Origin of the sequence: Pseudomonas sp. B19(2017), from assembly GCF_002113165.1 — a bacterium.
Taxonomy (GTDB): Bacteria; Pseudomonadota; Gammaproteobacteria; order Pseudomonadales; family Pseudomonadaceae; genus Aquipseudomonas.
Genome location: NZ_NEJR01000003.1, coordinates 246,608 through 272,128, shown reverse-complemented (window position 1 = coordinate 272,128; position 25,521 = coordinate 246,608). Strand labels below are relative to the sequence as shown.

Annotated in this window: 17 protein-coding genes and 1 pseudogene; 6 read left to right on the top strand and 12 right to left on the bottom strand. The window is 63.5% G+C overall.

Going from position 1 to position 25,521, the window contains the following annotated elements:
* Window positions 1–4: 4 nt before the first annotated feature.
* Entirely contained in the window at window positions 5–5,851 is a 5,847-nt protein-coding gene (gene mnxG / locus CAF70_RS07010) for a manganese-oxidizing multicopper oxidase MnxG (protein WP_085623231.1), read from the bottom strand.
* 737 nt (window positions 5,852–6,588) lie between these two features.
* Between mnxG and CAF70_RS07005 the strand changes: the two genes are divergently transcribed.
* Together CAF70_RS07005 and CAF70_RS06995 are read left to right on the top strand one after the other, a co-directional pair.
* Window positions 6,589–11,169 (top strand): RHS repeat-associated core domain-containing protein, encoded by a 4,581-nt coding sequence (locus CAF70_RS07005; RefSeq protein ID WP_085623233.1) that lies wholly within the window; start codon window positions 6,589–6,591, stop codon window positions 11,167–11,169.
* Window positions 11,170–11,957: 788 nt separating this feature from the next.
* A pseudogene (locus CAF70_RS06995) lies at window positions 11,958–12,228 on the top strand (DUF3077 domain-containing protein).
* Window positions 12,229–12,455: 227 nt separating this feature from the next.
* On the opposite strand, the gene madM reads toward CAF70_RS06995, so the two are convergent.
* The 9 genes from madM to mdcA all read right to left on the bottom strand — a co-directional run bounded on the left by madM (window position 12,456) and on the right by mdcA (window position 19,919).
* Window positions 12,456–13,220 carry a malonate transporter subunit MadM gene (madM, locus tag CAF70_RS06990; protein ID WP_085623237.1) on the bottom strand — a complete coding sequence of 255 codons (765 nt, stop codon included), beginning with the start codon at window positions 13,218–13,220 and terminating at the stop codon, window positions 12,456–12,458.
* A 2-nt stretch (window positions 13,221–13,222) separates the two neighbouring features.
* Entirely contained in the window at window positions 13,223–13,645 is a 423-nt protein-coding gene (madL, locus tag CAF70_RS06985) for a malonate transporter subunit MadL (protein WP_085623238.1), read from the bottom strand.
* A gap of 193 nt (window positions 13,646–13,838) precedes the next feature.
* Window positions 13,839–14,759: a malonate decarboxylase subunit epsilon gene (gene mdcH / locus CAF70_RS06980; protein ID WP_085623240.1), complete on the bottom strand. Its 921-nt coding sequence runs from the start codon at window positions 14,757–14,759 to the stop codon at window positions 13,839–13,841.
* Window positions 14,756–15,370, bottom strand: a complete 615-nt coding sequence (locus tag CAF70_RS06975; protein WP_085623242.1) for a malonate decarboxylase holo-ACP synthase — start codon at window positions 15,368–15,370, stop codon at window positions 14,756–14,758. The genes mdcH and CAF70_RS06975 overlap by 4 nt, the downstream gene beginning before the upstream one ends.
* A gap of 1 nt (window position 15,371) precedes the next feature.
* Window positions 15,372–16,163 (bottom strand): biotin-independent malonate decarboxylase subunit gamma, encoded by a 792-nt coding sequence (gene mdcE, locus CAF70_RS06970; RefSeq protein WP_085623244.1) that lies wholly within the window; start codon window positions 16,161–16,163, stop codon window positions 15,372–15,374.
* Window positions 16,160–17,008 (bottom strand): biotin-independent malonate decarboxylase subunit beta, encoded by an 849-nt coding sequence (locus CAF70_RS06965; RefSeq protein WP_085623246.1) that lies wholly within the window; start codon window positions 17,006–17,008, stop codon window positions 16,160–16,162. Before CAF70_RS06965 ends, mdcE begins: the two co-directional genes overlap by 4 nt.
* Window positions 17,001–17,300, bottom strand: a complete 300-nt coding sequence (locus tag CAF70_RS06960) for a malonate decarboxylase subunit delta (protein ID WP_085623248.1) — start codon at window positions 17,298–17,300, stop codon at window positions 17,001–17,003. The genes CAF70_RS06965 and CAF70_RS06960 overlap by 8 nt, the downstream gene beginning before the upstream one ends.
* Window position 17,301: 1 nt before the next feature.
* Window positions 17,302–18,153 carry a triphosphoribosyl-dephospho-CoA synthase gene (locus CAF70_RS06955; protein WP_256573275.1) on the bottom strand — a complete coding sequence of 284 codons (852 nt, stop codon included), beginning with the start codon at window positions 18,151–18,153 and terminating at the stop codon, window positions 17,302–17,304.
* Between the two features lie 104 nt (window positions 18,154–18,257).
* Complete coding sequence (gene mdcA / locus CAF70_RS06950) at window positions 18,258–19,919, bottom strand: malonate decarboxylase subunit alpha (protein WP_085623252.1); 1,662 nt, start codon at window positions 19,917–19,919, stop codon at window positions 18,258–18,260.
* 364 nt (window positions 19,920–20,283) lie between these two features.
* Here mdcA and CAF70_RS06945 point away from each other — a divergent pair, with 364 nt between their 5' ends.
* On the top strand, window positions 20,284–21,354 hold the full coding sequence (locus CAF70_RS06945; RefSeq protein ID WP_085623254.1) for an enoyl-CoA hydratase/isomerase family protein: 1,071 nt from the start codon (window positions 20,284–20,286) through the stop codon (window positions 21,352–21,354).
* Window positions 21,355–21,370: 16 nt separating this feature from the next.
* Entirely contained in the window at window positions 21,371–22,522 is a 1,152-nt protein-coding gene (locus CAF70_RS06940) for an acyl-CoA dehydrogenase family protein (RefSeq protein WP_085623256.1), read from the top strand.
* 165 nt (window positions 22,523–22,687) lie between these two features.
* Here CAF70_RS06940 and CAF70_RS06935 read toward each other — a convergent pair whose 3' ends face one another.
* Window positions 22,688–23,620, bottom strand: coding sequence for a LysR family transcriptional regulator (locus CAF70_RS06935; RefSeq protein ID WP_085623258.1), 933 nt, complete (start codon window positions 23,618–23,620; stop codon window positions 22,688–22,690).
* Window positions 23,621–23,745: 125 nt separating this feature from the next.
* On the opposite strand from CAF70_RS06935, the gene CAF70_RS06930 reads away from it, so the two are divergent.
* Window positions 23,746–24,009, top strand: coding sequence for a DUF2790 domain-containing protein (locus tag CAF70_RS06930; protein ID WP_085623260.1), 264 nt, complete (start codon window positions 23,746–23,748; stop codon window positions 24,007–24,009).
* A 1-nt stretch (window position 24,010) separates the two neighbouring features.
* On the opposite strand, the gene CAF70_RS06925 is transcribed toward CAF70_RS06930, so the two are convergent.
* On the bottom strand, window positions 24,011–24,703 hold the full coding sequence (locus CAF70_RS06925) for a tRNA (adenine(22)-N(1))-methyltransferase TrmK (RefSeq protein ID WP_085623262.1): 693 nt from the start codon (window positions 24,701–24,703) through the stop codon (window positions 24,011–24,013).
* Window positions 24,704–24,840: 137 nt separating this feature from the next.
* Between CAF70_RS06925 and CAF70_RS06920 the strand changes: the two genes are divergently transcribed.
* Window positions 24,841–25,221: a RidA family protein gene (locus CAF70_RS06920; protein ID WP_085623264.1), complete on the top strand. Its 381-nt coding sequence runs from the start codon at window positions 24,841–24,843 to the stop codon at window positions 25,219–25,221.
* Window positions 25,222–25,521 lie beyond the last annotated feature (300 nt).

Below are 25,521 nucleotides of genomic sequence, written 5' to 3'. Positions count from 1 at the left end.
GCCTTCACTGCGCCGGTGCCGTTGCCGGCGGCGCTTCATTGGTCACCCGCAAGATCCCCCACAGCCCCGAGAGGTTGCCGTAGGCGGCGTAGTCGCGGAACAGGTAGTCACCCGCCACCGCGTTGGCGCCGCCAGCACTGGGCAGCATGAAGCTGAAGTGCGCGGCCGGCAGCACACTCTCCTGGGCCCCGATGTACATGGCCATCGGGTTGTAGCCGAAGCGCACCGAGCCGATGCCGGGCAGGCTCAGCGGGTAGCCGTCGACGTCGTTCTTTTCGGCCTGGTAGTTGTGCAGTGGCCAGATGTGGCCGTCCAGCTGGTAGACCATGCCGCGGCTGCCACCACTGGGCATCACGATATGGTTACGCACTGGCTGGCCAGGCTTGGCGTACAGCACCGGGGTTTGCGGGTCGCCACCGACCAGTGCGTTGGCGTAGGCCATGTGGGCGTTGGGAACATCACCAAAGCCCAGGCCATTGGCGCGGCCGAACGGCGAGTCGGGGGCCATGCCAAAGCGCAGCCACAGCGGCTCGGTCTTGTAGTTGACTGCCATGTTGCCGTTGTCCTGCGGGTCACCGGCAGCGCCGTTGCCTTCGGTGTTGATGCCTTCTACCGGGCGGCCATCGGCCCAACGCATGTTCAGTGCGCGCTGCCACACCGTGACGAAGTCGCGGTAGTCTGGCTGGCCGGTAACCTTCACCGTGGCCTGGGCACGGGTAGCCGTGTCCTCGGTCCAGGTGGCGGTTTGCGGCAGGATGCTCATGGCACCTACCAGGCCTTTCTGCGGCTGCTTGATGAAGTCCGACGGGGTCAGGTTGAGGCCGCCGAACTCGATGGCGGTGGTGTTGATGTTGTCCACCGTACGGCCCAGTTGCGACACTGGCTTGCCTTCACGCTCCAGGTGGCCGGCGTAGTACTGGTAGGTGCGGGTCGGGTAGGCACCACTGGCACCAGCACGGGGGGCCACGGTCTGCACCGGGTTCAGGCCTACGTTGGCGCCGTCGGACTTGGTGATGTCGTAGGCCAGCAGTTGCGCATGCAGGCCAACGTGGCTGGACGGCCGCATCAGGTTGTTGGCAAAGGCGGTGGAGCCCTCGCTGTCGAAGCGGTCACGCTTGACCACGTTGTGCATCACCGCTGTGCTGGGCAGGTCCGGCATCACCAGCGGCAGGCGGTTTTCCAGGGTGATGCTGATGCACTCGCCGGCGTTGGCGCGCAGCACCAGCGGCTCCACGGGCACGCCCGCCTTCAGCTTGCCGGTGTTGGCGTCCAGGTCGGCCTTGCGCACGTACAGGATCGCGGTCGGGTCGTGCAGCGGCGCGCTGTGGCCACCGATGGTGAAGGGTTCCCCATCTTCGGGGTCTACCCCACTGACCAGCGGGATGGTGGTCTTGCGGCTGTTGAACACCAGAGTGCCGCCATTGGCCTTGAGCGGGCCGCCGACATGCTGGCCGACACCGGCCGGGTCGTTGATGCTGACCCCGTTGCGGTTCTCGAGAATGTCGTTGGCCAGTGCCGCGACGATCTCGTAGCTGCGCTTGACGGTGGGACGGCTGCCGATGCCGTTGGGGTTGGCCGTGGTTTTCGGGCAGATGCCGTCGAAGTTGACGGTGTTGCGCATGGACACCGGCTGCGGGTTGTTGGGCAGCGGGAACAGGTCGGCACGCTGCGCGGTGTAGTTGCGCATGATGCCCCAGATGCCGTTCCAGTAGCCCTCCAGGGCAGCATCCAGCGAATACAGGTAGTCACCGTTGCTGGCCGCCGAGCTGGAAATCAGCGACACCGGCGCCATGAAACCCAGTTGTTCGGAAATACCGATCATCTGCGATGACTTCCAGCCGGAGTTGGAGCTGTTGCCGTAGCCGGTGCCGTTCTGCAGCCACTTCACGCCATGCAATGTGACGTTGTGCTCCTCTTCATGGCCGCCGGCGTGCATGCGCAGGCGTACATTGTCACCGGAGTAGGTGCGCAGCATCGGAGTGAACGGGTCGCCCGGTTCGCTGCCGGCCGTGTTGATGTGCGGCGGGAACAGCGTGGTGCCGCCGGTGGGGCCGACCGCCGAGGTGATCGCCGACGGTGCCAGGTTGAGCGCCGGGATGGCGCGGTCGGTACGGGTTTGCAGGGCGTAGCTGAGGTCGCCGGCCAGGCCGTCGGCCTGCATGCCACGCTTGCCGTCCGGGCCGACCTTGTTCGGGTCGTACACGCGCAGGGCCAGCGGCTCGTTGCGGTAGTTGACGACGAACATGCCCGGGTCATCCACCGAGATTGCCTGCGGGCAGGGCCGGCTTGGGCAGCCCGGGTTGATGCCGCCGCGTTCCTCGACGATGGCTTCCAGCAGGTTCGACGCCTTGCCGCGCACCGGCGGGTTGATGGCGTAGCGGAAGCTGTCGGCAGTCGCCGGGTACGACTGGGCATCAGGGATGCCGTCCGGCCCGGCGCCGACGTACACACCGGCCTCGTAGGCATGCTGGAAGTCGCTGTATTCCAGGAAGAACTCGCGGTAGCTGTCGTTCTTGCCGTCGCCATCGTGGTCACCGGTCTGGATCACCGCCTGCCACGAGGTCGGGCCACCGTCCTGGCGCGTGGCCGGGTTGTACAGTTTTTCGCCGGTTTCGGCGTGGTACCAGGTGGAGCCGGCAGGTTCGGCCAGCACGGTGGCATACAGGCCCAGTTGCTGGTGGGTCGATGGGCCAAGGTGGTCGTGGGTGAAGATGGTGCCCAGGCCACGGTCGACGTTGTACACGTTCACCAGCGGGTCGGCGAACCAGCGCTGCATGGCCGTGCGTGCGCCCAGCCAGTCGGCCCGGCCGAAGCGGCCGAAGTATGGGTGCTGCCGGGCTTGCGGGCAGGCGGCGGTGCCGTCGCGGCTATCGCCCTGGGTGCAGCCGTTGTAGGCACGAATGGCTTGCACCCGCTCGACCACGCTGCCGGGCGAAAGAATGCCGTCTTCGTAGTTCCAGCCGTTGGCCGAGCCGTCGGCAGCGGTCAGGTCCCACTTGGGCAGGTGGATATGCTGGCCGATCACATCGGTCGGGGTGCGCACCTGGTAGTCGTCCATCTCGTAGATGTTCGGGATCAGGTTGGTGTGCTGGTACATGGTGCAGTCGAAGGTGTTCATGCGCATCACCAGCGGCTCTGGCGGGCGCTGCTTGGTGATCACCGGCCAGGCGTCTTCCCACAGGGCGATGATGCGGGCTTGCGGGAAGTGGTAGCCGACCTTGTTGTACACCGCGTCGAACTGGATGTTGGCGCCCTTGTAGATGCGGGGGCGGTCGGCGGTGAAGGCCGAGGCGCCACGGAAGTTCAGGCCCGACAGGTTGTCGCCGCTGAAGTACTCACCAGCCCCGGAAGACTGGGTCAGGCGCTTGCCCCGGTCATCCATGCACGGTTCGTAGAACGGCGCGCCGGCAGTCGGCAAGGCGCCGTTGGTGCGGAACGCCTTGGCCACCGGCGCGCTGCCGGGGATCAGGGCAAAGCTTGAGTGTTCGGCCAGCGCATGAAACTGCATGGCCGCCTGCTCGACATCGGTACCCTCTTCCGGCAGGTAGATCGGCTTGGCCTTGTGTACCACCTTGGTGAAATCGAGCTTGGTGGTGGTGGTTTCCGCTTCCCCGCCAGCAGATACGCCGTCCAGCGCGTGGCGCCCCAGGCCGCCGTCCCAGCCATCGACCTGGTTCGGGTCGAGGTTGGCCCAAAGTGCCTTGCCGCTTTCCTTGAGCTGGCGTGCCATGGCCGGGTCGAGCATGTCCAGTGGCGGGGTGGGTGGGCGGTTACCCACGCTGCTTTCCATGCCGCCAATCCAGAACGGATAGCCAGGGTTCTTCAAGGTGCCGTCGGCGTTGCGGTTGGCGTCGCTGCGGTCGACCAGCGCCAGCGAGCCGATGGCCTTGCGTACCGGCGCCTGGTTGGCTGGCTCGTCATCCTCGTCTTCTTCGGGCTCGCCGTCATCGTTGGCGGCAACCAGCGCTTCGGACAGCTTCGGTACCACCACCACCTTGCCTGGCATCGGCGCCATGGCTTTGCCAGGCAGCGGCACGATAGCCGGGATCGGCGTGCCGGCAACGATCTCGCCATCGGGCAGAGCCCGGGCGCCAACCGCCGGTTTGCCGCTGCGCAGGGCGAACGGGGTGCTGTGGAAGCCATTCTCGCCCTGCCCGCTCACCTCCAGGCGGGTGCCTTCCTCGAACACATCGTGTACCCGCCACATGGCCCACATACCCTGGGCAAAGTGCGGGTAGAAGTGGCAGTGATAAATCGCATCACCCGCCACCCGGTTGCGGTTGCCCGAACCGCCGTTGGCGATTTCGTAGGTGTAGCCGACCCCAGCGCCAATGCCCTGGGCATCGATGTAGTCGGAGTTGTCGTCATTGGGGTTGAACAGCCACTGGTGGCCATGCAAGTGGAAGATGTGCTGCTCATGGCCGTTGTGGGTGTTGCGGAACTTGGTGAAGTCACCGATGTAGCTGTGGTGCACGTTGGCCGGTTCCGCCGGGAACAGGGCCATGCTGGCCTTGACCCCGACGGCGCTGGCCGGTGGCACTTCACCCGGGCGGATATGCTCCAGGCCGACGTTGGCCGGCACATCCACCAGGGTACCGACGTCACCGACAGTGTGCGCACTGAGGAAGAACTCTTCATAGGCGCAGGAAAGGCAGTCATGCATCGGGCCCACGCCCAGGCGGTTGGCCACTACTTCCGCGCCCATGCCACCGGAACCGTAGTTGATCATGAACGAGTCGCGGGTGGGTTCCAGTACATGGCCCATCACCGGGTCGGCCCAGTAGCCAGGGAATGCCTGGGTGCCGGCGACCTCGTCGGCGAACTGCGAGGCGAAGTCACGGAACGCCTCCAGGCGGTTGGGCAGCGCCGGGTTGCGCTTGCCCAGGCTTTCCAGCGGGTAGGTGGATTTGGGGAAGCTGCCATCGGGGTTGGGGCCCATGACGATGGCATCGGTTTCGCTGTTGATGATCTGGTTGCCGTCGACCATGGCAATGATCGGCTTGCCGGCCTTGCCTTCGGCGATCCAGGGCTGCATTTGCGGGTAGCGGGCTTCGTAGTCGATCACCGGCTGGCCGGTGGCGGTACGGCCGGTGGTGGCCAGGCGCATTTCTTCTTCGGTGAGGGTATTGCGGTAGGTGCGGCCAAGCTTGGGCACCACCACGACCTGGCCGAACAGGCCGTTGGCAACGTTGCCCGCAGTGCCCTCGCCGCCGAAGGTGGCGGCTTTGCTGGTAGCGGCAAAAGCGCCTTCGCGTTCAGCGTACAAGGTATAGCTGCGGGTGCTGCCGGGGCTGACGAAGAAGTTGCCGTTACGCCCGGTATAGGCAGAAATGTCGGCGATGCTGTTGACCGCCTGCATGCCGTTGACCTGGAAGCCGACCATGCGTTCGGCCACCTGTTCGTCGGCGACGAAGCCTTCAGCGGCTTCATTTTCGAGCTCCGGCCCCTCTTCTGCGCCCTCGGGTTCTTCAGCTTCGATGCCGTGCTTGTTGGGGTTGGCCTGGTAGTCGAGCAGGTTGGTCAGGTTGACCGTAAGGCAGTCACCGGCGGCCACGCGCAGCACGATGGGCCGTGGGCGCTTGTCCGGGCGCAGGGTGACCTTGCCCGGTACTGCCGCCCCGCCCATGCTGAGAGGGACGTTTTTGTCGTCCACCACGTCCTCGCGCAGGGCGAACATCATGCCATTGGCGTTTTGCGCGCCAAGGCGGTTGAACATCAGTGGCTGGTCCAGCGCCACCACGTTGGCGACCAGGGTGCGCTGGCACTGAACGGCCGCCTCGCTGGTCGACGCCCAGCCGAGCAGGGCCAGAACGAGTGATGACAGGATGGGGCCTTTGAGTGGTGTAGACATGCCGCACCTCCGGGACACAGGATCTCTGCGGGGAGCTGGAGCAAGGTGTATGCCAGGAGCGGATTGCTTTTGTTTTCAGTTGGTTGCAGCGGCAAACGAAACAGGTTGGGGAGGATTCCCCAGCGGTTTTCCCCGAAACGGGGGGTGGGTTGCAGGTGCTTGTCACGAGATTTTCAGCGCCTGTGAGATCGAGCGCCGCCGGCGCGGCGCTCGATCTCACTGGCACCGACAATGTGGTGGCGAGCCCGTGGTGGCCCTAACCCAATCCCCCGCCCTGCACCTCACAATCAACAAGTCGCTACCCGTACTGGCCTCATCGCAGGCAAGCCACACACAGTTACCGCACATGGCTTGAAGCCGATGTGGTCGATGTGGGCTCACCCGCGAACACCGGTGCAGCCGGTGCCATCCATCACGTCGCTTGGTTCAAAGACCGGCCTGTGACCACTTATTACATCCCCAACACCATGTAACGCCACGAGTCGAACTTTCCTACACATTTTTCGGAAGCCGGACCAGCGACCCGGAACCCTTGCCTCGTTAGTGTCGAGTGCTTACACCCCGTGCAATTCACCACACGTGCCCGCATGCGCCAGGAGGCTGCTGCATGCCGGCGTTCACCTGCCCGATGGAATGAACAGCAGGAACACTAATGAGCGCACAACACACTCTAAGCGTTACCCCAAATAACCTCACTCCAGCCTGGATGACTCATCCCGTCACCTGGGGTACCCACCATGGATAAATGCTCCGGCGTCGTCGCCCCCACCGAGACCTTCGACCAGGACGATGTCGGCGCCAGCACCGAACTGCTGGCGCAATGGCTGACTGACCTCACCGGCCATCTGGTCAACTGGCGCACCGTCATCACCGTCGCGGAGGTATTGCCCGTCGCCGGTTCGGTATTCGCCGCCACCGACGCCATCGGGGACATCATCAGCCTTGTCCAGGGCACCCCGGAATACCGGGCCGACCTGTTCAACTGGGTTGGCCTTGGCATCAACCTGTTCGCCATTGCACCGATACCCGGCATGAGTCCCGCTCGCAAAGTGATGCGGCCGGTGTTGAAGTCCGCGAGGGCTGCCTCCAAGGACGGCATGGCCCAAGCCCTGCTGATCGCGATGGAAAACGCCCTCGCCGACGTCTGCCGGGGCGACCTGGAAAACTTCGTCAAGGAAATCGACCGGCAGTTACAAACCATCCTGGCCAGCTTTGCGCAGAAGGTCGTGGATATCTGCCAGTTCTTCACAGACCTTATCCGCTCGGCCGCAGACGGCACCGTCAAAAGCACTGCCCTGACCGTTATCTTCCCGGGGTTACGCCTGGTTGCCGAAGCCTCCGATTACGCCAAACGCAAAACCGGCTATGGCTTGAGCAGAGACCAGCTTGGCCTGGGGCCGGACCCAAAACTGCTGGCATTGCTCGAACCCATTGCGCTCAGCCTGGAAAGCCTCGGGCGAATGGCAGGCAACAAGATCGCCCAGATCGGCAACAAGGCCACCCCAGGCAGCCTGGCGGCGATCCTGGATGCGCTGAAGCTGGCCCTGAGCAAGCGCAAGCCTGTGGTGATGCGGGCCAACGTGAATGCCGACGGCAGGGTCACCCAAGTGCGGCGCGTTCACCCACAGAACGGCACCGAAGCAGCCCCGCGGCAACGCCCTGCCCGTGCCGACCCCAACTGCCGCAAAGTCGGGGTCGCCGGCGGCACAGGATGCAGCATCAGTTTTGCCCTGGGCAGCGAAACGATCAGCCACACGGACTTCGCGCTACCCGGCGTGTTTCCCATCAACTGGAACAGAACCTATCGCTCGACTCTAGGCGCCTACGACCATAGCCCGTTCGGCGCCCGCTGGATCACGCCGTTCTCCAGCCGCTTCGACCTGGCCGGAAACACGCTTGTCTATCACGGCATCGATGGCCGTAGCCAGCACTACCCCTTGCCTGATGTCAGCAAGCATCACCACGATCCGATCGAAAACCTGTGGGTCGGACGACCAGAGGCTGACAAGCTGGTGCTGGCGCGCGGGCATGTGATGCATGAGGTGTACGTGCGCGACGGTGACCAGTTCCGGCTGGAGCTGATCTCGCAGCAGGGCGGTGCATGCATGGCACTGTTCTATGAGCACCGCCATGCCGACCGTTCTGTGCTGTCCGACCTGGTGACCTACCAGTACGAAACCGCCCATCAGCACATCCACACGCAACTGGACGCTCACGGCCGGATCGTCGCCCTGTGGTTGATGCGTGATGGCCAGCCAGAGCGTCAAGTCGCTGGCTATGAATTCGATGCCCAGGGCGACCTGTGCAGTGCGCGTGACGAACATGGTGCGCAATGGACCTACCAGTACGCCCATCACCTGATCACCCGCTACACCGACCGTACGGGCCGGGGCATGAACCTTGAATGGGTCGGCGAAGGCTCCGACGCCAAGGCCATCCGCGAGTGGGCCGACGACGGCAGCCTGGATACCCGATTGAACTGGAACCCAGATATTCGCCTGACCCGCGTGACCGATGCCAACGGCAACCAGACCCAGCACTTCTACGACAGCTTGGGTTACACCTACCGCATCATCCACCCGAATGGTGACGAAGAATGGCTGTACCGTGCCAGGGACAAGAACGTTACCCAGCATGTGCATACTGATGGCACCGCTGACCACTACATCTACGACAACCGCGGCAACCTGCTGCAGCACACTCGCCCGGACTACACGACCGTCCACCACGCCTATGACGACCTGGACCAGCGTTTCAAGACCCGCGATGCCGAGGGCGGATTGTGGAAGTACGACTATGACCAGCGCGGCAATATCATCGAAACGGTCGACCCGCTGGAGAACAAGACCGAGTACACATACAACAGCGAAAACATGCTCGTAGGCATCAAAGATGCCAATGGGAGTGACAGGAAGCTGGGCTATGATCGTGATGGCCGGCTGACCAGCTACACCGACTGCTCAGGAAAGACCACGCAATGGAAATACAGCGCGCAAGGCCAATTGGCCAAGCTCATCAATGCAGCCGGTGAAGCCACCGAATATCAATACCAAGCCGGCCAACTGACCCGCGTGGTCCTGCCCGACAAAACCTCCGAGCGCTTCGAGCATGATGCCGAAGGTCGTCTGCTCAAGCACACCGATGCCCTGCACCGGCGGACAATCTGGACCTATAACGAAGCCGGTCGGCTCAAACAGCGTCGCAACGACGACGATTCCACGCTCACTTACCACTGGAACAAGCTCGGCCAACTGGTGCGTCTGCGCAACGAAAACAACGCCGAGGCCACATTCAAGTATGACGCGGTCGGCCGACTGACGCGTGAAACCGGTTTTGACCGGGAAACCACCGATTGGCTCTACGACAACGACAGCCAGTTGCCCACCCGCCGCATTGACGGTGATCGCATCACCCATTTCGAATATGACCCCATGGGAAGGTTGCTGGAGAGCAATGCCGGGCGGCGCGGTGGCAAAGCATGGGAAACCGAGAAGTTCAGCTATGACGGCAATGGCAACCTGCTGCTCGCTGTTAATAACGCCTGCAAACTGCAGTGGTTCTACGATAAGGCAGGCAACAACATCCGCGAGCACCAGCACTTCCGATACATGAAGGAACAGAAGGTCGCCGTCTTCAAGCACGAGTACGACGCTCTTAACCAACGTATCGCCACCGTACGACCTGATGGACACCGGGTCAGCTGGCTGACCTATGGCAGCGGCCACCTGCTTAGCCTCAAGTTCGATGACCGCGAGCTGCTTAGCTATCAGCGTGATGACCTGCACCGCGAAATCGGTCGTGAGCAACGCAACGGCCTGATCCAGCACCAGACCTGGAGCCCGAATGGCCAGTTGCTGGAACAGACCGTAACGCCCAGGGGCCAGTCGAAACGCTTGGCTATGCGCGATTACCAATACGACGAGTCGGGCCGTCTAGGCCACATTCGCGACCTTCAACGCGGTGACACCTACTACCGCTACGACCCTGTGGGCCGACTGCTGGAGGCAGGCGACTATCACAAGAAGGAAATTTTCGCCTTCGACCCGGCAAGCAACCTGCTCGACCCGCAAGCGCCACCCGGGCCCAATCCTCATTCCCCGCGCCGAGTGAACGACAACGTCCTGCGCAACTACTGCGGCATCCAATACAGCTATGACGAGCGCGGCAACCTGCTGGAACGGATCGAGAATGGCAAGAAAGTCGAGTTTGTCTGGGACCTCTACAACCGGCTACGGCGCTACGAAGATAACCGGCTGGTAGTCACTTTTGCCTACGACGCGTTGGGTCGGCGCCTGTACAAGAACTCCCGTTCCAAGTACCGCGACCGGCCGCAGGCGGGGCCTGTCTGGAACGAAAACGCGCGACGGGAGTTGGATGGGAGGCTGGGATGCGGCTTTACCTACTATGGCTGGGACGGCAACACCCTGGCCTTCGAATGCCGAGATCCCGATGGTACCGGGCCGATGACCCATTACATCTTCGAACCCGGAACCTTCGTGCCGATTGCACAAGCGGTGTCGAAGGCTAGCTTGGAGTTGATATCTCGACCCGTTTACCAAGCGCCCTACAACATCAATCGGGATCCAGTTTGGCAGCACAAACCCACGCCGAACCCGCTTGACGCCTTTGCCTGGTACCAGTGTGATCACCTTGGGACCCCGATGGAGCTGACCGATGAAATCGGTCAAGTGGCTTGGAGTGGTGTATACAAGGCTTGGGGGGTAGCGGAGGAGAAGCGCAGTGAGCATGCGAAGTGGGCGGATATTCGCAATCCGCTGCGCTTTCAAGGACAGTATTTTGATATCGAGACAGGGCTGCATTATAACCGGCATCGATACTATGACCCGAGTATTGGACGATTTATAGGTAAGGATCCAATTGGCTTCTCAGGCGGACTAAATGTTTACACCTATGCAGCGAACCCCATTGAATGGCTTGATCCCTTAGGGCTTATATCCAACAGAGACTTTAGGCCGACTGCAACTCTCGACAAAAAACTATCCGCATTGGAAGGTGCTCAATCCAGAGCGGTCAGAGAGAGGCATTTATTGGACGGTAGAATCAGATACTATGAGCGAGAATCTCCTGCTAGAACCCAAGGACCCACTAGAGGGCGATCACACGCCACCGAGTGGAATCCAAAAACAGGTGAAGTCAGAAGCTGGGAGGAAAGCTATGATCACTCCGGGAATGTCAACCGCATTCATCCAAAGTCAAAAAACGGAAGAGAAATGAGGCTCCCTCATTACCCTCCAACATTGGCTGACATTGAGCAAGGCTTGGCTGAGCCATCTAAAAACTGCAAGTGCGGAGATTAAGCAAATGCCCTTTGAAACAGCAGGATTGACTATTGCTAAAGACCTAGTGGAGCACCTATCAACTCGCAAATACGACGCAGTAAAATTTGCAATGTATGCGTACTCCATCTGGCTAGACTACAAACTTTATCAATCAGACGACACCCAGCTAGTGGAGATAATGGAAAAATTGCGAAGCATGGACGCAGGGGAGGAATTTGAATACTCCAAAGAGGAAATCCTAGAAATATTAAACGGATATATAAAAAATAACGAATCCAGCTAGAACCCTAACGGCGGAGCACATGCTTATTCCGGCGAATTGCTCGGCTATGTGTAACATCAACTTCACCACGCCGGTTGAGCAACAACGTTCTCCGCAGTTATTGCGGCATTCAGGGCCGCGACGATGAGCGCGGCAACTTGCTGGACCCGCGTAGTGGCCCGATCGCGACACAAGCCCGCTTCAAGAGGACCGCGCAGCCTCCGTAGGACATTTCTGAACATGAAACCAAATGCTTCAGAATGAACCCGCTTAGGAATTATCCTGCGCGCGCTGCCGAACTATCGCTGTTGTCGGGGAAACACCTCACGGATAACGTTTTCGGGTCGCTCCGGCGACCGGGTGTGAGAACCCGACGGGTAGATTTGGTAACACCGTCATGGTGGCCGTACGTGGGCAGGCTTTTGCCTGGCCGAGTCTTTGCCAATTCTCCTCGGTTTCTCACCCCACGTATGGCTGCCACCTTCAATCCGTGAGAAAGATTCTGGTGGCAGTTCCCTTACTAGAGAACTGGAACCCTGAAAACATGACAGACGAACCCAAAGTCATCCTCACCATCGGCGCAGAGCTTCCTCGAGGTCGGCAACCCGCCGATCAATCTGCTGCGGGTCCAGCCCGGCATTCCTATTGATGATGCCTACGAGCAAGTGTCGATCCTGCTGAGCTATATCAAGCACCTGCTGCGCGAAGGCGATATGGAGGACGACCACAAGTTCCTGGGCGCCGCCGATTACCTCACGGCCTTGGCCAAGGCCTTGATGAACGAAGTTGAGCTGACCAAAAATACCTTGCGCTAAAGCTCAGGGTTCTGCCTGTGCTGGCCTCATCGCCGGCAAGCCAGCGTCCACAGGTACAGCGTTGCTCTCGAGGTTGTCGCTGTACTTGAGCGGCCTTGTGTCGCGATGGGGCGCGCAGCGGCCCCAGGATCTTGGCTGCGATGCGGATATCGCTGGGGCCGCGTTGCGGCCCGATCGCGACACAAGGCCGCTCCTACAAGGGGGCTGCGCAGTCCAGGGGATTGATGTCAACCGACCAAGGCGCGTACGCAGAAGTACAGGATCGATGGCCCCATCAGGCAGCCCAACCCGGTATGGAAGGTAGCCGTCAGCGCCCCATACGGCACCAGGCGCCGGTCAGTCGCCGCCAGCCCGGCCGTCACCCCCGACACCGTCCCCGCCAACCCGCCAAACACCATCGCCGAACGCGGGTTGTCCAGCGCCAGCAGGCGCGCCGACACCGGGGTGAACACCATCACCAGGATCGCCTTGATCAACCCGGTGGCAATCGACAAGGCCATCACGTCCGAGCTGGCACCCAACGCCGCTCCGGTAACCGGCCCGACGATATAGGTGACCGCGCCCGCGCCAATGGTGGTCATGCTCACCGCGTCGCGGTAACCGAAGGTATAAGCCACCGCCGCGCCGACAATGAACGGCAGCACCGTGCCCAGCAGCAACGCCACCGCGCCGATCATGCCGGCCTTGCGAGCTTCGGTGGCCTGCACCTCGAATGCCGTGGCAACAATGGCGAAGTCACGCAGCATGGCCCCGCCCATCAGGCCGATGCCGGAAAACAGCGCCATGTCAGCCAGGCCTTTCTGGCCCCCGGTGATGGTACCGCCGACCCAGGCCAGCACCAGGCCGATGACGATGGCGATGGCCGAGCCGTGCACGCGGCCAAAGGTCAGGTACTTCGACAACAGCACCGACAGCCACATGATCCCGCCGACCACCGCAAAGGCAGTGATCAGGCCGTTGTGTTCCAGGGCATTATCAATGATCGGCCACATGTTCAGCGTCCTCCTGCAGGGGCAGCCTGCACATTGGTTTCGCGGCCCGCCTCAACCGCTGGCAGAGGCTCGCCGCGGTGGCTGCGGCTGATCAGGGCGATGGTTGCGCCGCACACCAGCACCGCGCCTATCGCCGCCAACAGCGCCACCGGCCCGCCGTGCAGGGCGGTAACCACGTTCTGCTGGGCGGCCATGGCCACCACCACCGGGATATACATGGCGCCCCAGAAGCCCACACCAAATTCGCACTCCTTGCTCATGCCGCCGTTGCGGTGCATGTACAGGCGTGCGCAGATCAGCAGGATCATGGCGATGCCGACCCCGCCCACATTGGATTTGACGCCCAGCAGCACGCCCAGGAAGTCGCCGACGATGACGCCGGCAAGCGTGCAGACGGCCAGCAGTGCCACACCATAGATGATCATTATTGTTTTCCTCGGGTAGTGTCGAAGTTGCTTGTTGTTGTTCTTCGTAAACACACTTTTCTTGCAGCTTTCGCGGTCAATGTGGGAGCGGGCGGGCCCGCGAACACGGGCAAAGCCCGTGCCACTCACCGAGGTGCCTGCTTCGCGGGCACGCCCGCTCCCACAGGGATCACCATCCGCCGCGGTGTTGCCATCATCGTTCGTCGGCCACCTCCTGGCGCAGCAGCGCATCCAGGGTGTCCCAACGGGTGCCTTCAACAGCAACCACCCTGCCCTGTTCGAACACCGGCCGGGCCAGCCCGCTGAGCACATTGCCGGGCGGCAGTTCAAGGTGCAGGCGCACGCCACGCTCATAGGCGTTGCGCAACGTGGCACGCCAGTCGACCACCCGCGCCATGTTGCCGGCCAGGTCGTCGCGCAGGCGCTGTGGGTCGAATATCGGCCGCGCGCTGCTGCCGCTGAGGTAGGTGATACGCGGTCGCCGCAACTCGACCGTGGCGAAAGCACTGGCCAGTTCGGCCGCCGGGCCATCCAGCAGCGGGCAATGCGACGGCACGCTGACCGCCAGGCGCCGGGCAACGCCCTGGCCAAGGCGGCGTGCCCTGGCGGCGAGCGCGGCCATCGCGGTATCGCTGCCGGCGATGACGATCTGGTTCTCGCTGTTGAGGTTGGCGACATACACCTCGCCGTCCGTATCGTTCAACAAGCGTTCGATACTGGCCAGGTCCAGCCCGCTGAGTGCCGTCATGCCGTACCCTTGCGGATAGGCGCGCTGCATCAGTTCGCCACGCAGGGCAACCAGGCGCACGGCATCGGCAAACTCCAGGGCATCCGCCACGACAGCAGCCGGGTAAGCCCCGATCGACAAGCCCGCCACATAGTCCGGCGCAGGGCTGCGCTGCATTAGCCAGCGCGCCCAGGCCACGCCGCTCAGCAGCAGGCACAGCTGCACGGCGCGGGTAGATTGCAAGGCTTGCTGGCTGTCCAGCGCGAGTGCTGATTGGCCGAGAGTGTCGCTGGCCTCCTCCAGAATTTGCCCGGCACCTTCAGGCAGGTACTGCAGCATGCCTACCTGCTGGGCGCCCTGGCCGGGAAAGGCAAACAGGCTACTCATGCGGCACGCTCCAGCGCTGACCATGGGTCGCTGACCAAAAGCGGGCCATGTCGCGACTTGAGTAGCACGCGGCGGGCGAAGCCAGCCCATTCACGCAAGGCGACAGCACCCGCCGGGGTTTCCAGCTGAACGTCGATACGGCACGGCGCGCAGTCGAGGATATCCAGCAGTTCTCGTGCCTGCGCGCGGGCCAGCGGTTGTGGCGTATGCAGCAGCAGGTCGAGGTCGCTGTCGGCATGTATCACGTCGATACCGGTAGCAATCTGGTACCCAACCCCGCCTGTTGGCCCCCAAGCCAGGCCGCTGGCATTCAACACCGGGGCAACCGAGGCCAAAGCCCGCAGCGCAGGCCAGGGGCTTTGCGTTTGCCAGCGCAGCGCTTCGGGGCCTTGCTGACGCTGGATATCTGCCAGCCGCATCAACGCCCCCAGGCGCTGCGCCCGGCCCTGACCACGCAGCCCGACCGCCACCCAACCTTCCTCACAGGTGGCACGGCGCACCACCACCGGCCGGCCGCTTGCCAGCACTTCCCGCGCCCATAGCGGCGCATCAGCGGGCAAGCCCGAGGCAGGCATCCCCCAGAGCAAATCGTGCGGCCTTGGCGCGTTCATCTCAAGCGCCCTGCCACTGGCGGCGCAGTTGCTCACGTACCTGGCGCGAGGCGCTGCGGTTTTCCCCTGCCAGCCGCGACGACAGATCGGTAGAGCTGCCAATGTCGCGCACCGCGTCGGCCAGGCAGGCGCGCACCTGGGCGATGTCGGCGCTGCTCGGCGCCTCGGCGTTGTCCACCGTCAAGCGGCGCCACAGCAGGCCCAGCGAGGCGTAGCTGGCCAGGTCATAGGCCATGGGTGGTACCTCGGCGGCCAGGGCTTCCAGCTGCTCGACGCTGCGCAGGGTGATCCGCGCCGCTGCCGCTTTGCCCATGGCGTGCACCATTACCCCGGCATCGTCCAGAGCGATCAGGCGCTGGGCCTGGTAGCCGTGGGCCAGAAAGGCACCCGACATGGCCTTGCCGACCAACAACCCGATCACCGGGTGCCCGGCCAGCCGCGCCTGGGCATAGGCTTGCACGGCAGCGGCCAGCGCCTGGTGAATGCCCAAAGCCTCCTCGCGGCGGCCATAGGCCTGGCTGGGTACATCGATCAGCGCAACGATGGCGCGCTTCTGGCCGTTGCGGTCAGCCTTCACCGCCTCGCTCACGGCCTTGGCCAGGCCCCAGCCCTCCAGCAGGCCGACCTCGCCCGAGCGGGCGCGAGGGAACGGGTTGTCGCCATCCGGCACCACGGCGATGAAGCGCGCCAGGCGGTTGTCCAGTTCGCCGTCTATAACCCGCAACGACGCGGGGTAGCCCGGCAAGGCTTGCCCGCCGGCCAGGCCCGGCAGCCAGTTCAAGGCACGGTTCATTTGGCTTCTCCTTGATAAAGGTCACGCACCGCAGCGGCGTCCAGTTGCGGGCAGTCACTGCCCAGCCGGGCCAGACGCTCGAGGAACCAGGCGTGCTGGCTGGCGCGGTCTGTGGAAGGTGCGTCGAGCAGTTGCAGCAAGCGGTCGCGCAAGGCTTCAATGTCGTCAGCGACATAGCCATCGACCAGCCCGCTGGCATGGCGCTGCTCGCCACCGCTCAGGCTCCAGATGAAGGGGCGGTCCTTGGCGTCGTATTCGCCGATGCCGGCCTCCTGCTCGATCACTTGCGGGCCGTTGAGGCCCAGGCGGGCTTCACGGGTGACCAGCAAGTGGCTGCATAGCCCGGCAGCGATCGACATGCCGCCGAAGCAACCCACCGAGCCTGCAATCAGGCCGATTACCGGCTGCCAGGTACGCAGTTCGACAATCGCTGCCTGGATTTCGGCAATTGCCGCCAGGCCGAGGTTGGCCTCCTGCAGGCGCACACCGCCCGTTTCCAGCAGCAACACCGCGCAGGTGGGTATGCCGTTGCGGTTGTCGTCGATGGCCAGTTCCAGGGCGCCAGCAATCTTGGCACCGCCCACCTCGCCCATGCTGCCGCCCTGGAAGGCGCCTTCGATGGCCGCTACCACAGCGTTGCGCCCGTTCAGCCGTCCCTTGGCGATGACCACGCCATCGTCGGCCTGCGGCACGATGCCCTGGCGCGGCAGCCACGGCGATATCAGCCGGTCGAACGGGCCCAGCAGCTCGCGGAAACTACCCGGGTCGAGCATGGCGCGGGCGCGCTGACGGGCGCCCAGTTCGACAAAGCTGCGGCTGCGCAGCAATCGTGCGGTGTCAGTCATGGGCAATCTCCTCGAAGCCTTGCTCCAGGCGCAGGCGCACCACGCCTGGGGTGGCGCCGAAGTCATGAATGTCGATGTTCACGGCCGGCCAGGCGCGGCCTTGGAACAGGCGCTGGAACAATTGTGCCCAGCGGGCGCCACTGCCGTTTACCGAAGTCACTACCTGAATCTGCAGGTTGCCGGCAGTGCCGGGCTCGATCAGCACTTCGAGGTCGCCGGAGCTGACACAGCCCACCAGCGTGCGGCCACGCCCAGGTTCGGCGGCGGGGAAACTGAAGGTCAGGGTTTCCATGTCACAGGCTCCCGGCTTTGTCGATGAACAGGCAGGCGGCCAGCAGATCGGCGGCGCCGCCTGGTGAGGCATTCAGGTGCAGCAGGTGCTGGTCGAGGTCACGTAGTTGGCGGCGCCCTGCCAGCGTGGCACTACCGCCTTCGGCGAGTACGGCCTGTGCACCGCGCTGGACAGCAGCCAGCCCGGCCGGGCCGCTGCGCCAGAGCACGCAGGTATCGCTGAGCACGGCCATGATCGCCAGCAAGGCGTCGAGCCGCGCGTGCGCCTCGCTGGCACCAGCGGCGCGGCTGCGCTGCAGTTGTGGCAGGCCGTGGCCGACGACGGCGGGGAAGCCTTGTTGTGCCTGTTCGCGGGCGCCGCTGGTGCCGTAGCGGAGGCTTACCTGCTGGCCGTGGCTGTCTTGCGGGGTCATGGCAGGGTCGTCGACCAGGGCGATACGCCCGGCGCGGGCGGCCAGGGTGGTGGCGTCGGTATCGGGGCCAAGAGCCCTGGACGCTACCAGCAGGCCCAGGGCCCAGATTGCGCCGCGGTGGGTGTTTACCCCGTGGGTGGCGGCCAGCATTGCGGCTTCGCCTTTGCGGCCGAGCTGGCCCAGGGTGGCGCGCAAGGGCTGGCCAATGGTGCCGATGGCCTGGGCGGCTGCGGCCATGTTGCGCAGGCATGGCCACAGGGCCAGGGCCGAGGCGTGCATCAGGGCCAGGGTCATGTCGCGGTGGGCGCCGTTGCCGCGGCGGTCGACCAGGCCGGGTTTGGGGGACAGGTCGGCTTCGTCGATCAGGGCTTCCACGGCCAGGTCGGCCAGGTGGTCGGCCAGGTGTATTTCGGTTGCCTGTGCTGGCCTCTTCGCGGGCATGCCCGCTCCCACGGGGATGGTGCAAATTTCAAGTGCGTCACTTTTCCTGTGGGAGCGGGCGTGCCCGCGAAGAAGCTCATGCGGTTGCAAGTCGAGTGCTTTCATCACCAGCTCCTGAACCGTGCAGGCGGGTTGTAGAGGCCGCCGGACCATTCGACCAGGTCAGCGATGCTGCGCGCAGCCAGCAGTCCGCGGCTGGCGTCGGTGCGGCGGATGCCAAGGTCTTCGGGCAAGGCGACCAGGCCCTGCTGGCGCAGGCGCACGGTATCCTTGGGATCGTGCCGCAGGCCGATGGCGGTAACCCCAGCCACGGCGGCGATCATCTGCTGGCGTTCTTCCAGGCTGCGGGCCTTGTACAGGTAGGCAATGCCCTCCTCGGTCAACAGGTGGGTAACGTCGTCGCCGTAGATCATCACCGGCGCCAGCGGCATGCCGGCCTTTTTGGCCACTTCGATGGCATCAAGGGTTTCCACGAAGGTGGGCTTGCCGCCTTCCTGGTAGGTCTCGACCATCTGCACCACCAGCTTGCGGCCGCGTTCGAGCATGGTTTCCGGCACGGTCATGTCGAGCCAGGCCGGGGTGGCATGGCGCCGGCCTCGTGGGTCGTGGCCCATGTTCGGGGCACCGCCGAAGCCGGCCAGGCGGCCGCGGGTCACGGTCGAGGAATGGCCATCGCCATCCACCTGCAAGGTAGCGCCAATGAACAAGTCAACGGCGTACTGCCCGGCCAGCTGGCACATCATGCGGTTGGAGCGCAGCGAACCATCACGGCCGGTGAAGAACACATCCGGGCGCTGGGCGATGTAGTCCTCCATGCCCAGTTCGGTACCGAAGCAGTGCACGCTTTGCACCCAGCCGGTCTCGATGGCCGGGATCAGGGTCGGGTGCGGGTTGAGTGCCCAGTTGCGGCAGATCTTGCCCTTCAGGCCCAGCGACTCGCCATAGGTAGGCAGGATCAACTCGATGGCAGCGGTGTTGAAACCAATCCCATGATTCAACGACTGCACCTGGTGCTTTTCGTAGATTCCGCGAATGGCCATCATCGCCATCAGCACGTGCACCGGCTTGATATGGCGCGGGTCGCGGGTGAACAGCGGTTCTATATAGAAGGGCTGGTCGGCGACCACCACGAAATCGACCCACGACGCCGGGATATCGACCCGTGGCAGGTCATCCACGTGCTCCACCAGCTGGTTGACCTGGGCGATGACGATGCCGTCGCTGAAGGCGGCCGGCTCCACCAGTGCCGGTGTGTCTTCGGTACTGGGGCCGGTGTACAGGTTGCCGTCGCGGTCGGCCATGAAGCCGGCCACCAGGGTGACGTTGGGGATCAGGTCGACCAGCAACCGCGAGTACAGCTCGATATAGGTGTGGATGGCACCGACTTCGAGCAGGCCGTCTTCCAGCAGCTGGCCAATGCGCAGGCTCTGCGGGCCGGCGAAGGAGAAGTCGAGCTTACGGGCGATGCCCCGTTCGAACAGGTCCAGATGCTCGGCGCGGCTGACGCTGGGCATGATCATGTGCAAGTCGTGCAGGCGCCCCGGGTCGACCTTGGCCAGCGCGCGCGAGAGGAAGTCGGCCTGCTTCTGGTTGTTACCTTCGAGCACTACCCGGTCGCCAGGAGCGAGCAGCAACTCCAGGGCTTCGACGATACGCTCGGTGGGCAGCACCACGCCGTCGGCGAGGTGGCGGACCCGGTCAAGGCGGCGCTGCTTTTCGGCGCGCCGCCGCGACCATTGCGGCGGTGGGTTCCTGGTTGTTGTCATGATGACTCCACGGGTTCGCTGTCGTGGGGTCACCTTAGGGCCGGGGTGGCTGGGGGATCAATCAAGCTACTGGCACTTCCGTTACTGTCAGGTTAATGATTCAAGGGCGCTTTGGTTTTTGTTGGAGCAGCCTTGTGCTGCGAAGAGGGCCCTTACCGCCATAGAATGTCATCAGCCCTACGGCCCTTTCGCAGCACGAGGCTGCTTCTACAGGAGTGGCGATATCGCTGCACATCGCAAAAATGCAGAATCCCCCTGCAGATTTGTCGATTGTGCAAGGCAAATTCGCATGACAGGATCCTGCGATCCTCCAGCGAACTCCAGACTTCACTTGGAAAATCAATAACAAAGCAGGGAGAACGCAATGACTGCGCACGCTCATACCTCGGCTACCGACCATGTGCTGGCCGAGGTCCGCAACCAGGTCGGCCACCTGACCCTGAACCGCCCCGCCGGCCTCAATGCCCTGACCCTGGACATGGTCCGCAGCCTGCGCCAGCACCTGGACCAGTGGGCCGAAGACCCGCAAGTGCTGGCCGTGGTGCTTCGCGGCGAAGGCCCCAAGGGCTTCTGTGCCGGTGGCGACATCCGCTCGCTGCATGACAGCTTCAAAGCCGGCGACACGCTGCACGAAACCTTCTTCGTCGAGGAATACGCCCTCGACCTGGTCATCCATCGTTACCGCAAACCGGCGCTGGTGCTGATGGACGGCTTCACCCTCGGTGGCGGCATGGGCTTGGCCCAGGGTTGCGACCTGCGCGTAGTGACCGAGCGCAGCCGGCTGGGCATGCCCGAAGTTGGCATTGGCTACTTCCCGGATGTTGGCGGCAGCTACTTCCTGTCGCGTATCCCCGGCGAGCTGGGCATTTACCTGGGCGTCAGCGGCGCGCAGATCCAGGCGGCTGATGCCCTGTACTGCGGCCTGGCCGATTGGTACCTGGCTAGCGACCAGCTCGCCGCCCTCGACCAAGGCCTGGACCAGCTGAGCTTCGGCGACCACCCGCTCAAAGACCTGCAGAACTTGCTGGCCAAGCTCGGCACCCAGGTGCTGGGCGATGCACCACTGGAAAAACTGCGCCCGGTCGTCGACCACTTCTTCGCCCTGCCCGACCTGCCCGCCATCGTCGAGCAACTGCGTGCGGTCAGCATCGGCGACAGCCACGCCTGGGCGGTGGCCACCGCCGATCAGCTGGAAAGCCGCTCGCCATTGGCCATGGCGGTTACGCTGGAGATGCTGCGCCGCGGTCGCCACCTGAGTCTGGACGACTGCTTTGCCATGGAGCTGCACCTGGACCGCCAGTGGTTCCAGCACGGCGATATCATCGAAGGCGTACGCGCCCTGATCATCGACAAGGACAAGCAGCCCCGCTGGAACCCGCCGACCCTGGCCGCGCTGCAACGCCAGCGGGTCGACCAATTCTTCGAAGGCCTGTGAGCCCGGGAGTACACAGATGCAAGACCTGGAACTGAGCGAAGAACAGATCATGATCCGCGACATGGCCCGGGACTTTGCCCGTGGCGAAATCGCCCCGCATGCCCAGGCCTGGGAAAAGGCCGGCTGGATCGATGATGGCGTGGTGCGCAAGATGGGCGAACTGGGCCTGCTGGGCATGGTGGTGCCAGAAGACTTCGGCGGCAGCTACACCGACTACGTTGCCTATGCCCTGGCGGTGGAAGAAATCGCCGCCGGTTGCGGCGCCACCGGGGCGATGATGAGCATTCACAACTCGGTCGGCTGCGGCCCGCTGCTGGCCTATGGCACAGCCGAACAGCAACAGCAGTGGTTGCCGCGCCTGGCCACCGGCGAGGTGATTGGCTGCTTCTGCCTGACCGAGCCGCAAGCCGGCTCCGAGGCGCATAACCTGCGCACCCGTGCCGAGCTGGTGGATGGCCAGTGGGTGATCAACGGCGCCAAGCAGTTCGTCAGCAATGCCCGCCGTGCCGGCTTGGCGATCGTCTTTGCCGTGACCGACCCGGAGCTGGGCAAAAAGGGCCTGTCGGCGTTTCTGGTGCCTACCGACAACCCGGGCTTCAAGGTTGACCGCAGCGAGCACAAGATGGGCATCCGCGCCTCCGACACTTGCGCGGTCACCTTCGACAACTGCCGTATCCCTGCGGCCAATATGCTCGGTGAGCGTGGCAAGGGCCTGGCCATTGCCTTGTCCAACCTCGAAGGCGGCCGTATCGGCATTGCTGCCCAGGCCCTGGGCATTGCCCGCGCCGCGTTCGAGGCAGCGCTGCTTTATTCGCGCGACCGCGTGCAGTTCGGCAAGCCGATCAACGAGCACCAGAGCATCGCCAACCTGCTGGCCGACATGCAAGTGCAGGTCAATGCCGCGCGCTTGCTGATCCTGCATGCCGCACGCCTGCGCAGCGCCGGCAAGCCGTGCCTGTCGGAGGCCTCGCAGGCCAAGCTGTTCGCCTCGGAAATGGCCGAGCGGGTGTGCTCGATGGCGATCCAGGTGCATGGCGGGTATGGCTATCTTGAGGACTACCCGGTGGAGCGTTACTACCGCGATGCGCGGATTACCCAGATTTATGAAGGGTCGAGCGAGATCCAGCGCATGCTGATTGCGCGGGAGCTGAAGCACTATCCGCTGTAACTGGCTGGAATAGCGGGGCCGCTGTGCGGCCCATCGCCGGCAAGCCAGCTCCCACAGGTACTGCACCGCTCTCAGGACCTGTGATGAACCTGTGGGAGCTGGCTTGCCAGCGATAGGGCCAGTGAAGGCAGTGCAAGAAGTTGCCTCAAAAAACAGATCAGTGCTTCAACGCCAATAGCGCGAATCATCCACCACCCTGGCATGCCCCTCGAACAACGCCGGCAGTTGCTCCTTGAGGTAGTCGATCCAGGTGCGCACCTTGGCATCCAGGTAATGCCGTGACGGGTACATCGCATACAGCGCGCTCTCCCTCAGCCGATACGGCGCCAGCAGCCGGCACAAGCGCCCCTGCTCGATCGCCTGGCTGGCGGTATAGAACGGCAGCAGGCCAATACCCATGCCCAGTTCGCTGGCCACCAGCATGGCGTCGGCGACGTTGGTGGAGAAACTGTCGTTCGGCGCGATCACGCACTGGTCAACCCCTTGCGGGAACACCCAGTCACCTTCATACATCGGGTAAGCCATGCGCAGGCAGCGATGGCTGTGCAAATCTTCGGGGCGTTCCGGCACACCATAGGCCTCCAGGTACCCTGGGGCCGCGCAGGGGATGCTGAAAATGTTGCCCAGCGGCACAGCGATCAGCTGTGAATCCGGCAATGCCCCATCAACGGTAATCACCACATCATGTCCTTCGGCCAACGGGTCGGGGTTGCGCTGGGACAAGGTCAGCTCGATCACCACTTCCGGGCACAGCGCGTTGTAGCCGGCCACCAGCGGCATCAGCAACAGGCCCATGCCGTGCGGGCAATGCAAGCGCAGGCGCCCGCGCGGCGTGAGGTGCGCGCCTCGGGCTTCGCCAACCGCCTCTTCGGTCAGCAGCATGATCTGCCGCGCCCGCTCCAGAAACCGCTCGCCCGCCTCGCTCATGCGCAGGCGCCGGGTGGTGCGATGCAGCAAGCGCGTCTGCAGCTGGTTTTCCAGTTCGGCGACGATGCGCGACACCTGCGCCGCCGAAATATCCAGGGCATTGGCGGCCGCAGCAAAGCTGCCGCATTCCACCACGCGGGCGAAGGTACGCATGGCATGCAGCATGTCCATGTAGGTGTGCTCCTTGTTCGGCCTTATTCTTACGTTACAGGCAGGAATCTATCACGGCTTAGCCCATTTATTGTGTGTGACCAATGAATACATCATTAGCCATACATTGAAAAAAGGAGCCTGCCATGAAACGTTCGATCGCTGTCCTTGCCGTTGCCGCTACCCTCGCCTCGTTCGGTGCCTTGGCCGACGCTGGCAACAACCAGCCGGTCAGCAGCAGCAACTACGAATACGGCATGCCACTGGACATTGCCAAAGTCATCTCCATCACGCCAGCCAGCAACGCCGCCGACTGCCAGGTTGGCACCGCACACATGGTGTATGTCGACCATCAGGGCCAGAAACGCGAAGTCGATTACCGGGAAATGGGCAACTGCTCGCAGCAGTAAGTCAGGCCAGCGCCTCGGTGATCCAGCCAACCTGTTGCCGGAAATCGTCGACTTTCGCCTGAGGCACCGCATCGCGGGCCCGCTCGAAGTTGGCCAGGGTCTGCTGCTTCTGTCGCAGCATGCGCCGCCACTTGACCAGGAACGCCTCGCTTTTCTCTTGTAACAGCACCGGGCCGAAGTACAGCTGTTCAGCGGTGTACGCAGCCCCGCCCGGCTCGGCGACGATGATCTCGTAGTCGAAGCGGTTTTCCCGCAGCAGTTCTTCGCCGACGATCTGGTAGCCATTGCCTGCCAGCCACTGGCGCAATTCGCGCTCAGCACCGTTGGGCTGCAGCACCAAGCGCGCGACGCCGCCAAGGCGCTGTTTACCGGCCTCCAGAATCTGGCACATGGTGTCGCCACCCATGCCGCAAATGCTGACCACCGAGATACGGTCTTGTGGCTCGACCGCAGCCAGGCCGTCGGCCAGGCGCACGGTGACGCGGTCCTCCAGCCCGTTCCTGCGGACAGTGCGCTGAGCCGAAGCGTACGGCGTCTGCGCCACCTCACCCGCCACCCCTGCCTCGATCACCCCGCGTAGAATCAAGGCCACCGGCAGGAAGCCATGATCCGAGCCGATGTCAGCCAGGCGTGCGCCCTGCGGCACATGGGCAGCCACGCGCTCCAGGCGCCTGGACAAAGTCTTTTCGTTCAACGTAAACCCCTGGTTTTGCAATCGGCCGCGATTCTGACGGCGAACGCCGCGCATTTCAAACACCGGGGCACCCTCGACCCGACCAGTGTGCTCGCGTAGGCTTGCCGCTTTCCTTCCGTTGCAAGGCAATACACACCATGGCAAATGCAGACATCATCTACACCCCGGACCCGGACGCCGAGTCGATTTCCTCCGACGTCGCCGAGTACAACGGCATGCTGGTTACCACGCAGATCCCGACTCACGCCGATGGCAGCCTGGAGCTGGGCGGCATCGTCGAGCAGAGCGAATGCACCCTGCAAGCACTGAAAGTGGCGCTGGAGAAGGCCGGTAGCGGCATGGACCGGGTGCTGCACCTGACCATCTACCTCACCGACATGGCCGACCGCGCGGCGTTCAACGAGGTGTACCAGCGCTTCTTCAGCAAGCCCTGGCCGGTACGCGCCGCCGTGGGTGTCGCTGCACTGGCGTTCGAAGGCATGCGCGTGGAAGTGACCGCAATGGCTGCCAAGCGCTGATTTACCTGCAAGGGCCCTATCGCCGGCAAGCCAGCTCCCATAGAACTACACATAACTCATTGAATTAGCAGGGACACTGTGGGAGCGGCTTTAGCCGCGAACACCGGCGAAGCCGGTGCCATGCACCGCGTTGGATTCTTCGCGGCTGAAGCCGCTCCTACAGGTACGCAGACCGCTTGCGAACTCGGTTCTCTGCGCGACAGCGCAGCCCAAAGGGCTGGGGTGATCTCCCACAGGAACAGCGTATGCCTTGAAAGCTGCGCTGTACCTGTGGGAGCTGACTTGCCGGGGACAGGGCCG

Bases quoted from the DNA above. Each gene is read 5' to 3' on its own strand.
- mnxG (WP_085623231.1), bottom strand. From the start codon at position 5,851: ATGTCTACACCACTCAAAGGCCCCATCCTGTCATCACTCGTTCTGGCC.
- CAF70_RS07005 (WP_085623233.1), top strand. From the start codon at position 6,589: ATGGATAAATGCTCCGGCGTCGTCGCCCCCACCGAGACCTTCGACCAG.
- madM (WP_085623237.1), bottom strand. From the start codon at position 13,220: ATGTGGCCGATCATTGATAATGCCCTGGAACACAACGGCCTGATCACT.
- madL (WP_085623238.1), bottom strand. From the start codon at position 13,645: ATGATCATCTATGGTGTGGCACTGCTGGCCGTCTGCACGCTTGCCGGC.
- mdcH (WP_085623240.1), bottom strand. From the start codon at position 14,759: ATGAGTAGCCTGTTTGCCTTTCCCGGCCAGGGCGCCCAGCAGGTAGGC.
- CAF70_RS06975 (WP_085623242.1), bottom strand. From the start codon at position 15,370: ATGAACGCGCCAAGGCCGCACGATTTGCTCTGGGGGATGCCTGCCTCG.
- mdcE (WP_085623244.1), bottom strand. From the start codon at position 16,163: ATGAACCGTGCCTTGAACTGGCTGCCGGGCCTGGCCGGCGGGCAAGCC.
- CAF70_RS06965 (WP_085623246.1), bottom strand. From the start codon at position 17,008: ATGACTGACACCGCACGATTGCTGCGCAGCCGCAGCTTTGTCGAACTG.
- CAF70_RS06960 (WP_085623248.1), bottom strand. From the start codon at position 17,300: ATGGAAACCCTGACCTTCAGTTTCCCCGCCGCCGAACCTGGGCGTGGC.
- CAF70_RS06955 (WP_256573275.1), bottom strand. From the start codon at position 18,153: ATGCCCGCGAAGAGGCCAGCACAGGCAACCGAAATACACCTGGCCGAC.
- mdcA (WP_085623252.1), bottom strand. From the start codon at position 19,919: ATGACAACAACCAGGAACCCACCGCCGCAATGGTCGCGGCGGCGCGCC.
- CAF70_RS06945 (WP_085623254.1), top strand. From the start codon at position 20,284: ATGACTGCGCACGCTCATACCTCGGCTACCGACCATGTGCTGGCCGAG.
- CAF70_RS06940 (WP_085623256.1), top strand. From the start codon at position 21,371: ATGCAAGACCTGGAACTGAGCGAAGAACAGATCATGATCCGCGACATG.
- CAF70_RS06935 (WP_085623258.1), bottom strand. From the start codon at position 23,620: ATGGACATGCTGCATGCCATGCGTACCTTCGCCCGCGTGGTGGAATGC.
- CAF70_RS06930 (WP_085623260.1), top strand. From the start codon at position 23,746: ATGAAACGTTCGATCGCTGTCCTTGCCGTTGCCGCTACCCTCGCCTCG.
- CAF70_RS06920 (WP_085623264.1), top strand. From the start codon at position 24,841: ATGGCAAATGCAGACATCATCTACACCCCGGACCCGGACGCCGAGTCG.